Source organism: Saccharothrix isguenensis (assembly GCF_052936305.1).
This window is the reverse complement of sequence record NZ_CP193626.1, coordinates 2,175,312-2,189,947: the sequence shown is the minus strand read 5'-3', so window position 1 is coordinate 2,189,947 and position 14,636 is coordinate 2,175,312. Positions and strand designations below refer to the sequence as shown.

At 70.7% G+C, this 14,636-nt stretch carries 10 protein-coding genes; 4 read left to right on the top strand and 6 right to left on the bottom strand.

The genetic code is table 11. The annotated features are described in order from the left end of the window. Window positions 1-77: 77 nt before the first annotated feature. On the top strand, window positions 78-2,213 hold the full coding sequence (locus ACRAKI_RS10555) for a discoidin domain-containing protein (RefSeq protein ID WP_447006873.1): 2,136 nt from the start codon (window positions 78-80) through the stop codon (window positions 2,211-2,213). Window positions 2,214-2,269: 56 nt separating this feature from the next. Here the strand turns inward: ACRAKI_RS10555 and ACRAKI_RS10550 are convergent, their stop codons facing one another. Genes ACRAKI_RS10550 through ACRAKI_RS10525 form a run of 6 tightly spaced genes read right to left on the bottom strand, consistent with a single transcriptional unit; the run spans window position 2,270 to window position 9,487 of the window. Then, window positions 2,270-3,670, bottom strand: a complete 1,401-nt coding sequence (locus ACRAKI_RS10550) for a GH1 family beta-glucosidase (protein ID WP_447006872.1) — start codon at window positions 3,668-3,670, stop codon at window positions 2,270-2,272. 39 nt (window positions 3,671-3,709) lie between these two features. After that, on the bottom strand, window positions 3,710-4,750 hold the full coding sequence (locus tag ACRAKI_RS10545) for an ABC transporter ATP-binding protein (RefSeq protein ID WP_447006871.1): 1,041 nt from the start codon (window positions 4,748-4,750) through the stop codon (window positions 3,710-3,712). Next, complete coding sequence (locus ACRAKI_RS10540) at window positions 4,747-5,730, bottom strand: ABC transporter permease (RefSeq protein WP_447006870.1); 984 nt, start codon at window positions 5,728-5,730, stop codon at window positions 4,747-4,749. The genes ACRAKI_RS10545 and ACRAKI_RS10540 overlap by 4 nt, the downstream gene beginning before the upstream one ends. A gap of 3 nt (window positions 5,731-5,733) precedes the next feature. Next, the gene (locus ACRAKI_RS10535; RefSeq protein WP_447006869.1) at window positions 5,734-6,714 is read right to left on the bottom strand and encodes an ABC transporter permease; all 981 of its coding nucleotides are present in this window, start codon (window positions 6,712-6,714) and stop codon (window positions 5,734-5,736) included. Continuing rightward, window positions 6,711-7,832, bottom strand: a complete 1,122-nt coding sequence (locus ACRAKI_RS10530; protein ID WP_447006868.1) for an ABC transporter ATP-binding protein — start codon at window positions 7,830-7,832, stop codon at window positions 6,711-6,713. The genes ACRAKI_RS10535 and ACRAKI_RS10530 overlap by 4 nt, the downstream gene beginning before the upstream one ends. Then, window positions 7,829-9,487 carry an ABC transporter substrate-binding protein gene (locus ACRAKI_RS10525; protein WP_447006867.1) on the bottom strand — a complete coding sequence of 553 codons (1,659 nt, stop codon included), beginning with the start codon at window positions 9,485-9,487 and terminating at the stop codon, window positions 7,829-7,831. The genes ACRAKI_RS10530 and ACRAKI_RS10525 overlap by 4 nt, the downstream gene beginning before the upstream one ends. 187 nt (window positions 9,488-9,674) lie before the next feature. On the opposite strand from ACRAKI_RS10525, the gene ACRAKI_RS10520 reads away from it, so the two are divergent. From ACRAKI_RS10520 to ACRAKI_RS10510, 3 genes are all read left to right on the top strand, one after another. Further along, on the top strand, window positions 9,675-10,943 hold the full coding sequence (locus ACRAKI_RS10520; RefSeq protein ID WP_447006866.1) for an ROK family protein: 1,269 nt from the start codon (window positions 9,675-9,677) through the stop codon (window positions 10,941-10,943). A gap of 234 nt (window positions 10,944-11,177) precedes the next feature. Next, window positions 11,178-13,562 (top strand): beta-glucosidase, encoded by a 2,385-nt coding sequence (locus tag ACRAKI_RS10515; protein WP_447006865.1) that lies wholly within the window; start codon window positions 11,178-11,180, stop codon window positions 13,560-13,562. Window positions 13,563-13,567: 5 nt separating this feature from the next. After that, complete coding sequence (locus ACRAKI_RS10510; protein ID WP_447006864.1) at window positions 13,568-14,611, top strand: LacI family DNA-binding transcriptional regulator; 1,044 nt, start codon at window positions 13,568-13,570, stop codon at window positions 14,609-14,611. Window positions 14,612-14,636: the final 25 nt, after the last annotated feature.

The following is a 14,636-nucleotide window of genomic DNA, read 5'->3' as shown; positions in this document are numbered from 1 at the left end:
GTCCGTTCGCGACACTTCGACTCGGGTTGAGAGAGCGCTCTCCCGCACCTCGATCCGACAATCCGGCAGGAGATGCCATGCACCGCCTCCGACCCACCACCAAGGTGGTCGTCCCTCTCCTGGGGTTCGCGCTGTTCATAGGGCTCGCGGTGGTCCCGGGCACGGCGACCGCGGCCCCCGAACTGCTCTCCGAGGGCGAGCCCGCCACCGCGTCCTCGGTCGAAGGCGCGGGCACGCCCGCGTCGGCGGCCGTCGACGGCAACGGCGGCACGCGGTGGGCCAGCGCGTGGAACGACCCGCAGTGGTTGCAGGTGGACCTGGGCGCCACGTCCACCCTGAGCCGCGTCGAGCTGGACTGGGAAGCCGCGTACGGGACCTCGTTCCAGATCCAGGTCTCGGCCGACGCCACCACGTGGACCCCCGTCCACACCACCACGTCCGGCACCGGCGGCAGGCAGGGCTTCGACGTCACCGGCTCCGGCCGGTACGTGCGCATGCACGGCACCCAGCGCGCCAACGGTTACGGCTACTCCCTGTGGGAGTTCCGCGTCTACGGCACCCGGGGCACTCCTCCCCCACCCGGCACCGGCGTGCACGTCACCGGCTCGCACGGCAACTGGCAGCTCACCGTGGACGGGAAGCCGTGGACGGTGAAGGGCCTCACCTGGGGTCCGCCCGCCGCCGAAGCGGCCCGGTACATGCCGGAGCTGAAGTCCATGGGCGTCAACACCCTGCGCACCTGGGGCACGGACGGCTCGACCAAGCCGCTGCTCGACGCGGCGGCGGCCAACGGCCTGAAGGTGATGAACGGCTTCTGGTTGCAGCCCGGCGGCGGCCCCGGCTCCGGCGGGTGCGTCGACTACCTCACCGACACCACCTACAAGACCGACATGCTGAACACGATCCGGCAGTGGGTGACCACCTACAAGGACCACCCAGGCGTGCTGATGTGGAACGTCGGCAACGAGTCGATCCTGGGTCTCCAGAACTGCTACTCCGGCACGGAGCTGGAGAACCAGCGCGTCGCGTACGCCAAGTACGTCAACGAGGCGGCCCGCGCGATCCACGCCGTCGACACCAGCCACCCGGTGACCAACACCGACGCGTGGACCGGCGCGTGGGCGTACCTGAAGGCGCACGCCCCCGACCTCGACCTGTACTCGGTGAACTCCTACGGCAACGTGTGCAAGGTCCGCCAGGACTGGATCGACGGCGGCCACACCAAGCCGTACATCCTCACCGAGGCCGGCCCGGCCGGTGAGTGGGAGGTGCGGAACGACGTCAACGGCGTGCCGGGCGAGCCGACCGACGTGCAGAAGCGCGACGGCTACACCGAGGCGTGGAACTGCATCACCGGGCACACCGGGGTGTCGTTCGGCGGCACGTTGTTCCACTACGGCACGGAGTACGACTTCGGCGCGGTGTGGTTCAACCTGACCCCGGCGGGCAAGAAGCGGCTGTCGTTCTACGCGGTGCAGCGGGCGTTCGGCGGCGCGACGCCCGTCAACACCCCGCCGGTGATCACCGGCATGAACCTGCCCACCAGCATCCCGACGGGCGCGCGGCTGACCATCGACGTGGCCGCGAGCGACCCGAACGGCGACGCGATCACGTGGTCGGCGGCGTTCAACAGCAAGTACATCGACGAGAGCGGCGGCCTGGGCTTCACGCCCGTACAGGTCGACGGCAACCGGTTGACGGTCACCGCACCCGACCGGCTCGGTGTCTGGAAGGTGTACGTGATGGCCGAGGACGGCCGAGGCAACATCGGCATCGAGACCAAGTCGGTCCGGGTCGTGGCGCCGCAGCCGGCGGGCGTGAACGTGGCCCTGGGCAAGTCGACCACGGCGTCGTCCTTCCAGCAGGTGGGCGACGGCGCGCCGTTCCCGCCGAGCAACACCACGGACGGCGACGCGACGACGCGCTGGGCCAGCGACTGGGCGGACCCGCAGTGGGTCCGGGTCGACCTCGGCGCCCCGACCACGTTCGACCACGTCCAGCTGGTGTGGGAGGGCGCTTACGGCCGGGCGTACGAGATCCAAGTCTCCGACGACGGGACCACGTGGCGGCCGGTGCACGGGACCACCACCGGCAACGGCGGCGTCGACTCGATCGACGTGACGGCCACCGCGCGGTACGTGCGGCTGCACGCCACCCAGCGCGGCACGGGCTGGGGCTACTCGCTCTACGAGTTCGGCGTCTACCGGCGCTGAGCTGGAACACCGGAGGGCCGGGGGGAGGACGTCCCCCCGGCCCTCCGGCCGTTCACTCAGCTGCCGCGGACGCGGCGGATGGTGTCCCGGTACCACAGCGCGCTGCCCTTGGGCGTGCGGACCTGCGTCTCGTAGTCCACGTGCACCAGGCCGAACCGCTTGTCGTAGCCGTAGGACCACTCGAAGTTGTCCATCAGGGACCACGCGAAGTAGCCGCGCACGTCCGCGCCCTCGGTGCGCGCCTTGGCGACCGCCGCGATGTGAGAGTCCAGGTACGCGGTGCGGTCGTCGTCCCGCACGAACCCGCTCTCGTCGGCCTTGTCGTCGAACGCCGCGCCGTTCTCGGTGATGACCATCGGCACGCCGGGGTAGTCCTGACCGATCTGGACCAGGAGCCTCGTGAACCCCTCGGGCACGATCTCCCAGTCCATCGCGGTCACCGGGCGGCCGTAGCGCACCTCCCGGCAGACCGGCACGCCGTCGGCGTCCTCGGTCTTGCCGTCCTCGTCCACCCCGGAGAACATCGAGCTGGAGTAGTAGTTGACCCCCAGCACCTCGATGGGCTGCTTGATGATCTCCAGGTCGCCCGGCTCGACCGGGATCGCGACCCCGCGCGCGGCCAGGTCCTCGACCACGTCGGCCGGGTACTGCCCGCGCACCAGCGGGTCCAGGTAGATCCGCCGGGACAGGCCGTCCGCCCGCCGGGCCGCGTCGCGGTCGGCGTCGCTGTCGCTGGCCGGCGCGGCGTGGCCCATGTTGAGCGTGATGCCGAACTCCATCGGCTCGGTGGCCGCCTCGCGCATCCGCTGGGTGGCCAGGCCGTGGCCCAGCAGCAGGTGGTGCACGGCGTGGATGGCCGCCCCGAAGTCCTGCCTGCCGGGCGCCTGGCGGCCCTCGTAGTAGCCGAGCATCGCCGAGCACCACGGCTCGTTGAGCGTCGTCCAGTTGCGCACCCGGTCGGACAGGGCGTCGAACACGAGCATCGAGTAGTCGGCGAACCGGTAGGCGGTGTCGCGCACCGGCCAGCCGCCCGCGTCCTCCAGCTCCTGCGGCAGGTCCCAGTGGTAGAGCGTGACCCACGGGTCGACGCCCTTGGCCAGCAGCTCGTCGACCAGCCGGTCGTAGAACGCCATGCCGAGCGGGTTGACCGGGCCCTTGCCGCCCGGCTGCACGCGCGGCCAGGCCACGGAGAACCGGTAGGTGTCCACGCCGAGCGAGCCGATCAGCGCGACGTCCTCGGGCATCCGGTGGTAGTGGTCGCACGCGACGTCACCGTTGTCGTCGTTGTGCACCATGCCGGGCGTGCGGCAGTAGGTGTCCCAGATGGACGGTCCTCGACCGTCCTCTTCGTGCGCCCCCTCGATCTGGTACGCGGAGGTCGCCACGCCCCAGCGGAACGAGGCGGGCAGGGTGTCGATCGCGGGGTCGTGCCCGACGATCGGCGCCGTGGTGTCCATGGATCTCCTCAGGAGGTCGGAACCCGTCGGTGGACGGGTTCAGAGCCCGTCGTCGTGAACGGGGTGCAGCCAGCAGGCCACGGTGCGGGCGGCGGGATCCCGTCGGTCCTCCCCGGCGTCTCGGCCGGGGAGGACGTTGCCGGGAACGCCGAGCACCGGTACCTCCACACCGCAGCGCTCCATTGCGTGCGGACAGCGTGGGTGGAACGCGCAGCCGGGAGGCATGGCGCGCAGGTCCGGCGGTGAGCCGGGGATGCCGGTCAGCTCGCGCTTCGGTCCGCGCAGCGCGGGGAACGAGTTCAGCAGGCCGTGGCTGTAGGGGTGCAGCGGGTCGCGGTACAGGTCGGCCGAGGCGGCCTCCTCCACGATCCGGCCGCCGTACATGATCGCGATCCGGTCGGAGAACTCGACCAGCAGGGACAGGTCGTGCGTGATGAAGACGACCGAGAACCCCAGCCGCTCGCGCAGCTCGACCAGCTGGCGCAGGATCTGCCGTTGCACCACCACGTCCAGCGCGGTGGTCGGCTCGTCCATGATGACGACCTTCGGCTCCAGCGCCAGCGCCATGCCGATCATCACGCGTTGCCGCATGCCGCCGGAGAGCTGGTGCGGGTAGCTGTCGAGCCGGTCGGCGGAGATGCCGACCAGGCGCAGCAGCTCGCGGGCGCGGGCCAGCCGGGACGCGGGCGTGCTGCGCGGGTCGTGCGCCTTGATCACGTCGGTCAGCTGGCTCGAGATCCGGTGCACCGGGTTGAGCGAGTTCATCGCGCCCTGGAACACGATCGCGGTCTCGGCCCAGCGGAACCTCCGCAGCTCCGGCAGGGTCATCCGGAGCACGTCCACCGGTGCGCCGCCGTCGGGGTGGTAGAGCACCTCCCCGCCCGCGATCACCCCCGGTGGCGGCAGGAGCCTGGTCAGGCCGTACGCCAGGGTCGACTTGCCGCTGCCGCTCTCCCCCGCCAGGCCGAGCACCTCGCCCCGGTGGAGGGTGAGGTCGACGTCGCGGACCGCGTGCACGGCGTCGTCGCCCAGGCCGTAGTCCACGTTCAGACCGCGGATCTCGAGCACCGCGTCGGTCACGATCCCTCCCTTCCTTCGGAGCTGCCCAGCACCGGCGTGAAGCCGACGCGCATCTTGACCGTGCGGCCGTCGGCGGTCTTGACCTTCGTCTTGCCGCCGCCGCGCAGCCGCGGGCTGACGAACTCGTCGATGCCGAAGTTCACCAGCGACAGCGCGGTGCCGAGCAGGGCGATGGCCAGCCCGGCGGGCACGAACCACCACCAGGCGCCCTGGGCGAGGGCCTGCTGGCTCTGCGCCCAGTACAGGACTGTGCCCCAGTTCCAGTCGCCGCCCGCGCCGATGCCGATGAACGCCAGCGTGATCTCCAGGGTCACCGCGAAGATGACCGTGCCGACGAAACCGGAGGCGATGACGGCGGTCAGGTTGGGCAGGATCTCGAACAGGATGATCCGCCAGGTCTTCTCGCCGGTGGCCCGTGCGGCTTCCACGTAGTCGCGGCCGCGCAGCGACAGCGTCTGGGCCCTCAGGATGCGCGCGCCCCAGGCCCACGACGTGAACCCGATGACCAGCGCGATGGTGAGCGTGCTGGTCTCCGGCAGCGTCGACGTGATGATGATCATCAGCGGCAGCGCCGGGAGCACCAGGAACACGTTGGACAGCGCGGACAGCACCTCGCTGCCCGCACCGGCCAGGTAGCCGGACGTGACGCCGACGAGGATCGACAGGATCGTCGCCACGACGCCCGCGATGAACCCGACCACGATCACGCTGCGGGTGCCGACCACGACCTGGCTGAAGATGTCCTGGCCCAGGTGGGTGGTGCCGAACCAGTGCGCGGCCGACGGCCCTTGGAGCAGGTCGTCGCTGCGCCCTGACGGGTCGTACGGGGCGATCCACGGCCCGATGATCGCGAGCAGGGCGAAGAAGCCCAGGATCGCGAGGCCGACGGTGGCCTTGGGGTTGGCCACGAACCGCAGCCGGCGGCGCTTCGCGGGCGTCGCGACCGGGGTCGTCGCCGCGGTGGTGGGAACGACGGTCACTGCTCAGCCCTCCCGTCGGGTGCGCGGGTCGAGCGCGAGGTAGGCCACGTCGGCGAGGAAGTTCGCCAGCAGCACGGACAACGTGATGACGAGGAAGACGCCCTGCATGAGCGGGTAGTCCTTGGCGCCGACCGCCTGGAAGAGCTGCAGGCCCAGCCCCGGGTAGGAGAACACGATCTCCACCAGCAGCGTGCCGCCCACGATGAAGCCCAGCGACAGCGCGAAACCCGAGACGTTGGGCAGCAGCGCGTTGCGCGCCGCGTAGCCCACCATGACCCGGCGGTCGGACAGGCCCTTGGCGTGCGCGACGGTCACGTAGTCCTCGGAGGCCACCGTGACCATCATGTTGCGCATCGACAGGATCCAGCCCGCCATGGACGAGATGAGGATCGTGAACGCGGGCAGGATGCCGTGCCGCAGCACGCTGCCGATGAACTGCGGGTCCGGGTTGGGCACCAGACCGCCGTCGTACGCGCCCGAGGCCGGGAAGAAGCTGTCCGGACCGGTCAGCAGCGCGATCGCGATCAGGCCGAGCCAGAAGTACGGGATGGAGGACACGAACGTGGTCACGGGGATCAGCGCGTCGGCCCACGAGCCGCGCCGCCAGCCGATGACCGTGCCCAGCGTCGTGCCGATGAGGAAACCCAGCACGGTGGTGACGCCGACCAGGCCGAGCGTCCACGGCAGACCGTCGCCGATGACCTGCGACACCGGGGACGGGAAGTAGGTGAACGACAGGCCCAGGTCGCCGCGCACGAGCTGACCCAGGTAGCTGAAGTACTGCTCGACCAGGCCGGCGTTCTTGTCCAGCCCGAACAGCACGTACAGCGACTCCACGGCCTCACTGGTCATCTGGCCCCGGGACCGGGTGATCAGCGCCTGCACCGGGTCGCCGGGGATGGCGCGCGGGATGAAGAAGTTGATGGTGACCGCGGCCCACGCCGTGAACAGGTAGAACGCGATCCGCTTGAAGAGGTAGCTCACGACACCTCCTCGGGCTCGCGCAGCTTGGCCTTGTCCTCGTCGGACAGGCCGTCGCCGTAGAGCCAGCAGGCCGCGAAGTGCGCCGGCGAGTCGGCGTCACCGCTGTCGGTGTCGGCGGCACCGTCGGGGTGGACGGCGAACCGGGGCGGCACCTTCTCGGCGCACACCTTCATCGCGTACGGGCAGCGCGGGTTGAACCGGCAGCCCTCCGGCGGGTTGATCAGGCTCGGCGGCTCGCCCGTGCCGCCGTCCTTGTCGTGCGAGTCGGGCCGGTCGGGGTCCGGCGCGGACTCGATGAGCAGCTGCGTGTACGGGTGGGCGGGCCGCTGCGTCACGGCTTCGCTCTCACCGCCCTCGACCACGCGCCCCGCGTACATCACGAACGTCTCGTCGGCGAAGTAGCGCGCCGACGCGATGTCGTGGGTGATGTAGAGGATCGCGAGGTGCAGGCGTTCCTTCAGGTCCTTCAACAGGTTCAGCACACCGAGCCGGATGGAGACGTCCAACATGGACACCGGTTCGTCGGCCAGCAGCACCTCGGGGTCGGCGCCCAGGGCGCGCGCGATGGCGACGCGCTGGCGCTGCCCGCCGGACAGCTCGTGCGGGAACTTGTCGATGTACCGCTCGGGCGGGGTCAGCTGCACGCGGGTGAGCAGGTGGGTCAGCGCCGCCTCCTGCTCGGCCGACGTGCTGCCCGCGTTGCCGTGGATCTTCAGCGCCCGGGTCAGGTGGTAGCGCACGGTGTGCACCGGGTTCAGCGAGGCGAACGGGTCCTGGAAGATCATCTGGACCCGCTTGCTGTACGCGCGGAACCTCTTGCCGCCGGCGGCGTCGGACACCGCCTCGCCGTGCAACCGGATCGTGCCGCCCGTCTGCGGGTAGAGCTGCGCCAGCAGCCGGGCCACGGTCGACTTGCCCGAGCCGGACTCGCCGACCAGCGCGGTCACCCGGCCGCGGTGCAGCCTGAGCGTCACGTCCTCGACGGCGCGCACCGCGCGCACCTTCCGGGACAGCAGCTCGCGCCCGCGTTTGCGGACCGGGAAGTGCTTGGTCAGGCCATCGGCCTCCAGGACCACGTCAGTGGTCCCGGAGGCCGACGGTGCGGTGCTCGTCGTCATGCGGCCGGCTTCAGGTGCAGGACGACGTCGAGCGCGTTCTCCAGCGTGGGCTGCAGCGGCGCGTACTGGTCGGACTCGTCCGGCCAGCCGACCCAGTTCTTCGTGCTGTACTGGCCGCCCGCGTTGGCCGCGGAGGTGATGGCGACCGGCATGTCCTGCACGAAGATCTCTTGGAGCTTGTGCAGCGCCGCGGTCCGGGCAGCGTCGTCGGCGGCGTTGGCGTACTCGTTGAGCAGCGCGGTGGCCTCGGCGTTCTCGTAACGGCCGTAGTTGCCGTTGATGCCGCCCTCGCCGATCGGCTTGTACAGCGCGCCGTTCATGATGTTCTCGTAGATGTCGTAGGGCGTCGGACCGTTGTTGGTCCAGTGCAGCGCCGCCTCGAAGTCACCGGTGTCGAGCGCCTTGCTCCAGGCGTCGGCGTTCGGCAGGTCCACCGTGGCCTCGATGCCGATCTCGGACACGTTGTCCTTGATGATCTCCAGGTTCGTCACGTAGTCCGACCAGCCGGACGGCACGGTCATCTTCAGCGTGACGGGCTTGCCCGACGGGTCCTTCAGCTTGTCGCCCTCGAACGTGAAGCCGGCGGCGGCCAGTTCCTTCTTGGCGCCCTCGACGTCGACGTCGACGATCTTGTCCTTGAACTCGGGCGCGATGTACGAGTCGCCGGCGGGGGTCGGGATGCCGGTGATGTTGTCGACCTTCGGGTAGAAGTACCCGGCCTCGCCCTGCATGAAGATGTCGTCACGGTTGATCACCATGTTGACCGCGCGGCGCAGGGCCGGGTTGTCCCACGGCGCGACCTTCGTGTTGAACCACAGGCCGTGGATGCCGAGCACCGGCGGGAAGTACAGCTTGTAGTGCTCGGGGTCCTTCGAGGTGTAGACGGCCTCGTAGTTCGGGATGAACACGAAGCTCCACTCGGACGCGCCGGTCGCGAGGGCCGTGGTCTGCGCGTTGTTGTCGCTGTAGGAGGTGTAGCGGACCTCCTTGACCTTGGGCAGGTCCTGCCAGTACGAGTCGCGCACGGTCAGGGTGACCGTCTGCGACGTGAACGACTTCAGCGTGTACGGGCCGCTGCCGACCGGGGTCTTGATCGTGTCCGTGCTCGGGTCGGCGATCGTCGACCAGATGTGCTTGGGCACGATCAGCTGCTCGAGGATCTTCTTCTGGTTGACGAACTGCGACCTCGGGAAGCCGACCTCGACCTTGCTGCCGGACGCGGAGATCACGTCGTAGGGCACGGAGTCGACGTTCAGGCCGGGGTTCTTCTTGAGCAGCTCGAAGGTGAACGCCACGTCCTCGGCGGTCAGCGGCTTGCCGTCCGACCACGTCGCACCGTCGCGGATGGTCAGGCTCAACTTGTGGTAGTTGTCCGACCACTCCCAGTCCGTGGCCAGCCACGGCTTGGGCTTCTCCGCGGGCTTGGTCTCGTTCACCATCGCCAGCGGCTCGAAGAGCAGCCGGCGGTAGCCGAGCGAGCTGGCCGCGGACGTGTTGAGGAACGGGTTGTTGTTCTCGGTCTGCGGGCCGTTCGGCATGCCCACGTTCAGCACGCCTTCGTTCGCGCTGTTCGTACCGGGGTTCGTGGTCGAACAGGCTGCCGAGAACAGCAGTGCTGCCGCGACGGCGAGGACGGACGTTCGCCTGAGTCGCATGGGTTCTCCTTGTCGGGCGGGGGGAAGAGCGAGCGCTCGTCGGTGCGGGCCGCGGGTGCCATCGCGGCTGGGACGCCGGGTGCGTCCTCGTGTCGTTGGAGACTCAACCCCGGTGAGCCAAGTCACGTCAATCACGAACAGGTTACAAACTTAGACTAATTTTAAGTCGCAAACTAAGGTCCGTCGCGTGGCACCGAAGCGCACCACCGTCCGCGACCTGCGTCGTCAGAACCGCTCGACCCTGCTGTCGACCCTGTTCTTCGACGGTCCCCTGAGCAGGTACGAGCTGTCCAGCCGGTCCGGGCTGTCGGCCGCCACGGTGTCCACCGTGACCGGCGAACTGGTGGACGACGGGCTCGTGGTGGAGGCGGGTTCCGTCGACTCGGACGGCGGCCGGCCGCGGGTGCTGCTGCGCGTCAACCCGGACTTCGGGCACGTCATCGGGGTGGACGTCGGCGAGACCGGGATCAAGGTCGAGCTGTTCGACCTGGCGTTGACCCAGCTCGCCGCCCTCGACCACGCGCTGTCACCCTCCTCCCCCTCCGCGGTGGCTTCGCTGATCGCGTCGTCCGTCCAGGACGTGGTCGCCGCGGCGGGCATCGAGCCGTCGACCGTGCTGGGTGTCGGCATCGGCGTTCCGGGCACGGTCGAACAGGGTGCGACGGCTGTCGTGCACGCGCCGACTATCGGGTGGGACGGCGTGCGGCTGGAGGAACTGGTCGCCGACGCCTCCGAGTCGGCGTGGCCGCTGTACGTGGAGAACGGGGCCAAGACGCAGGGTCAGGCCGAGATGTGGTTCGGCGCCGGGCGTGGGGCGAGGCACGTGGTGATAGCCCTCATCGGCTCCGGCGTCGGCGCGGCCGTCGTCACGGACGGTGGGGTGTACCGGGGCTCGACCAGTTCGGCCGGCGAGTGGGGGCACACGACGATCGTGTACGGCGGTCGGCCGTGCCGCTGCGGTGCTCTCGGGTGCCTGGAGGCCTACGTGGGCGCGGAGGGCATCCTCGACCGTTACCGGAAGGCCCGTGGACGTGCGCTGGCCGGCACGGACGAGCAGTCCACCGTGGCCGCGCTGATCGAAGCCGCTCCCGGCTCGAAGACCGCCGCCCGCGTGCTCGAGGAGACCGCCGGCTACCTCGGCGCGGGCATCGCCAACCTGGTGAACCTGTTCAACCCGGAGCGGATCGTCCTCGGCGGCTGGGCGGGCCAGGCGCTGGGTGCCCACCAGATGGACCGGATCGTCGCCGCCACCCGTGCGCACGCGTTGCGGCACCCGTACGAGCAGATCTCCATCGAGCTGGGCCACCTCGGCCCGGACGCCGTCGCCGTGGGCGCCGCCACCCTCCCCGTCGCCGCCCTCCTCGACCGCGCCGCCGACCCCCGCAAGCCCGCCACCTCCACCGTCACGATCACAGCCGCTGCCACAGCCACCGCCGCCCGCGCCGAGATCGCCTGACCCGAGCGTTCAACTCACCCGTCCCGAACGGAGGACTCGCGGTGCCGGAGTGGACGACTCGCGGGTCGTGAGAGCGCTCTCACCCGCGAGTCGCCCAGTCCGACACCGCGAGTCCTCCACTCCCGTCGCGTGAGTCCTCCGTTCGCGACCCCCGAATTCAACGCTCACGACGGTTGACACGGCGGGCGGTTGCGCTGAGGCTGGACGGGAGAGCGCTCTCCGAGGTTAGGGGTCGTGGTGGACGCGTTGGACCTGGACGTGTTGGTCGGCAAGTTGGACGTGACGCGGAAAGTTCGGCTGCTGACCGGGGCGACGGGCTGGCGGACGCACGCCGAACCGGACATCGGGCTGCGGTCCATCGTGGTGTCGGACGGGCCGATCGGGGTGCGCGGCCAGGGGTGGGACGAGCGCAGCACGTCGTTGGCGCTGCCCTCCCCCACCGCCCTGGCCGCCACGTGGGACGTCGAGTTGGTGCGCGAACTCGGTCGACTGCTGGCGACCGAGGCACGGCGCAAGGGGGTCGACGTCCTGCTCGCGCCGACGCTCAACCTCCACCGGTCACCCTTCGGCGGACGGCACTTCGAGTGCTACTCCGAAGACCCGCTGCTGACCGCACGCATCGGCGCCGCCTACATCACCGGCGTCCAGAGCGGCGGCGTCGCGGCCACCGCCAAGCACTACGTGGCCAACGACTCCGAGACCGAACGCCTGACCCTGGACGCCGAGGTGGACGAACGCACCCTGCACGAGGTCTACCTGGTGCCGTTCGAGGCCGCGGTCGACGCCGGCGTCTGGGTGGTCATGTCCGCCTACAACGGCGTCAACGGCACCACCATGTCCGAGAGCCCGCTGCTCGAAGAGCCGCTGAAGGGCTCCTGGGCCTTCGACGGCCTGGTCGTCTCCGACTGGGGCGCCACCCGGTCCACGAGCGCATCGGCACGAGCCGCCCAGGACCTCGCCATGCCTGGCCCCGAGAGCCCGTGGAACGACCTCGAAGCAGCCGTCGAGAACGGTGACGTGCCGGAGAGCGCGCTGGACCTGAAAGTCGAGCGGCTGTTGCGACTGGCCGCCAGGGTCGGCGCGCTCAACGGCACCACGGCGACGAAACCCGAGGTGGAGGCACCACTGGAGCTGTTGCGCGAAGCAGTGGCGGCGGGCACCGTCCTGCTGCGCAACGACGGCGCCCTTCCGCTGTCCCCCGGCGTGAAGGTCGCCGTCCTCGGCCCCAACGCCGCCACCGCCCGGATCCAGGGCGGTGGCAGCGCGCGCGTCTACCCCGAGTCCGTGGTGTCCTTCGTCGACGGCCTGGAAGAGGTCACCGAGGTCGTGCACACGGCCGGGGTGAGGTTGGCGGACCGGCCCGCGCCGCTGACCACCGGCAACGCCCGCCACCCGCACCACGACAAGCCCGGCGTGCTGGTCCGGCTGCTGGACGGGAACGGCGCGGAGCTGTCCGCCGAGCACCGGTTCCTCGGCCGGATCCTGGAAGTCCCGCTGGTCGAGGGCGCCCGCACGATGGAGGTCCACGGCAAGCTCACGGTGAACGCGGACGGCCCGTGGCGGCTCTCCGTCTCCGGGTTCGGCCGCCTCACGCTCGACGTGGACGGCGCCCGGGTGGTGGACGAGGACGTCCCGCTCGACTCCGACGACCCGGCCGTCATCCACCTGACCCCGCCGTACCGGCACGCGGACGTGCGCCTGCGCGCCGGCACGACGGTCGACCTGGTGGCACGCCGTGAGCTGCGCGCAGACACCGGGACGGCGACCGTGCTCGCGGCCGACCCGCCCCGGCTGAGCGAGGACGACGAGCTGGCGCTGGCCGTCGAGCTGGCCCGCACCAGCGACGTCGCCGTGGTCGTGGTCGGCACCACCGACGAGATCGAGAGCGAGGGCTTCGACCGCACGTCGCTGGCGCTCCCCGGCCGGCAGGACGAGCTGGTGCGCGCGGTCCGGGCGGTCAACGACAAGACGATCGTCGTGGTGAACTCCGGCGGTCCGGTCGAGCTGCCCTGGCGGGACGAGGTCGCCGCCGTCCTGCTGACCTGGTTCCCCGGTCAGGAGGCCGGGCACGGGCTGGCCGACGTGCTGTTCGGCGTCCGCGAGCCCGGCGGCCGGCTGCCCACGACCTGGGCCGCCACCGGCGAGGACCTGCCCCTGTCGAACGTCGTGCCCGAGGACGGGGTGCTGCGCTACGACGAGGGCCTGCACATCGGCTACCGGGCCTGGCGACGGGCCGCGCGAGAGCCCGCGTACTGGTTCGGCCACGGCCTCGGGTACACGACGTGGGCATATGAGCAGGTCACGGCGACTGCCGACGGCGTGAAGGTGCGGCTGCGCAACACCGGCGACCGGGCAGGGGGCGAGGTCGTCCAGGTGTACGTGACGCGGCCGGACAGCGAGGTCGAACGCCCCGAGCGCCAGTTGGCCGGGTGGGCGATCGCGACGGCGGCGGCCGGTGAGGTGGTCGAGGTCGACGTCCAGGTGCCGGAGCGGGCGTACCAGCACTGGACGCCCGAGGGGTGGGTGACCGAGCCCGGCGCGTTCACGCTGCTGGTCGGGCGCTCCGCGGGCGACACGCCGGTGACCATCGGAGAGCGCTCTCCGCGCATGGCAGAATAGGCCGCATGAGCAGACCGCCGACGACCCCGCCCACGTTGGAAGACGTGGCGCGGGTCGCCGGCGTGTCCCGGGCGACCGTCTCCCGGGTCGTCAACGGCACCCGGAACGTCGACGTCAAGATCCAGGAGCTGGTCCGCGCCGCCATCGACGAGACCGGGTACGCGCCGAACCGCGCCGCCCGGTCGTTGGTCACCAAGCGAGCCGGGACGATCGCTCTGGTCGTCTCGGGCGCGGGCGGCCCGGGCGAGGAGGACGCGTTCGTCGCACGGGTGCTCGCCGATCCGTTCTTCGGACGGGTCGCCGGCGGCGTGCTCGGCTTCCTCCGCCCGCGCGGCGTCCACCCGGTGCTCATGATCGCCGACACCGAGCGCGCCAGGGACGACGTGCTCGCGTTCCTGCGGCAGGGCAGCGCGGACGGCGCGTTGCTGGTGTCCACGCACGCCGAGGACCCGTTGCCGGCACGACTGGTGGAGGCGAAGCTGCCCGCGGTGCTGTTCGCGCGACCCGCCCGGCCCGTCCCGATCAGCTACGTCGACCTCGACCACCAGGCCGGGGCGAGGCTCGCCGCCGACCGGTTGGTCGAGTCCGGCTGCACGCAGGTCGCCACGGTCGCCGGTCCGCTGGACGTCCCGGCGTCGCAGGACCGGCTGACCGGGTTCCGCGATGCCATGGCACGGCACGGTTTCCCGTACGTCCCGATCGCCGAGGGCGGCTTCACGTCGGCCAGCGGCGAGGCGGCGATGGAACGACTGCTGGCCGAACACCCCGGCATCGACGGCGTGTTCGCGGCGAACGACCTGATGGCGCAGGGCGCGTTGCTGGTCCTGCAGAAGCACGGTCGGCGCGTGCCGGACGACGTCGCGCTGGTCGGCTTCGACGACAGCAGTCCGGCGCTGATGTGCCGACCGCTGCTGACGACGGTGCGGCAACCGGTCGAGGACATGGCGGCCGAGATGGCCCGGTTGTTGATGGCGCACGTGGAAGAACCGGGACTGCGCCCGAAATCCGTGATCTTCGAGCCCGCACTGGTGGTTCGCGAGTCCGCCTGACGTCTTGAACGATGTCGCGGCCGGC

What these genes read in the sequence shown, in the direction of transcription:
- ACRAKI_RS10555 (WP_447006873.1), top strand. Translation starts at nt 78, where the DNA reads ATGCACCGCCTCCGACCCACCACCAAGGTGGTCGTCCCTCTCCTGGGG.
- ACRAKI_RS10550 (WP_447006872.1), bottom strand. Translation starts at nt 3,670, where the DNA reads ATGGACACCACGGCGCCGATCGTCGGGCACGACCCCGCGATCGACACC.
- ACRAKI_RS10530 (WP_447006868.1), bottom strand. Translation starts at nt 7,832, where the DNA reads ATGACGACGAGCACCGCACCGTCGGCCTCCGGGACCACTGACGTGGTC.
- ACRAKI_RS10525 (WP_447006867.1), bottom strand. Translation starts at nt 9,487, where the DNA reads ATGCGACTCAGGCGAACGTCCGTCCTCGCCGTCGCGGCAGCACTGCTG.
- ACRAKI_RS10510 (WP_447006864.1), top strand. Translation starts at nt 13,568, where the DNA reads ATGAGCAGACCGCCGACGACCCCGCCCACGTTGGAAGACGTGGCGCGG.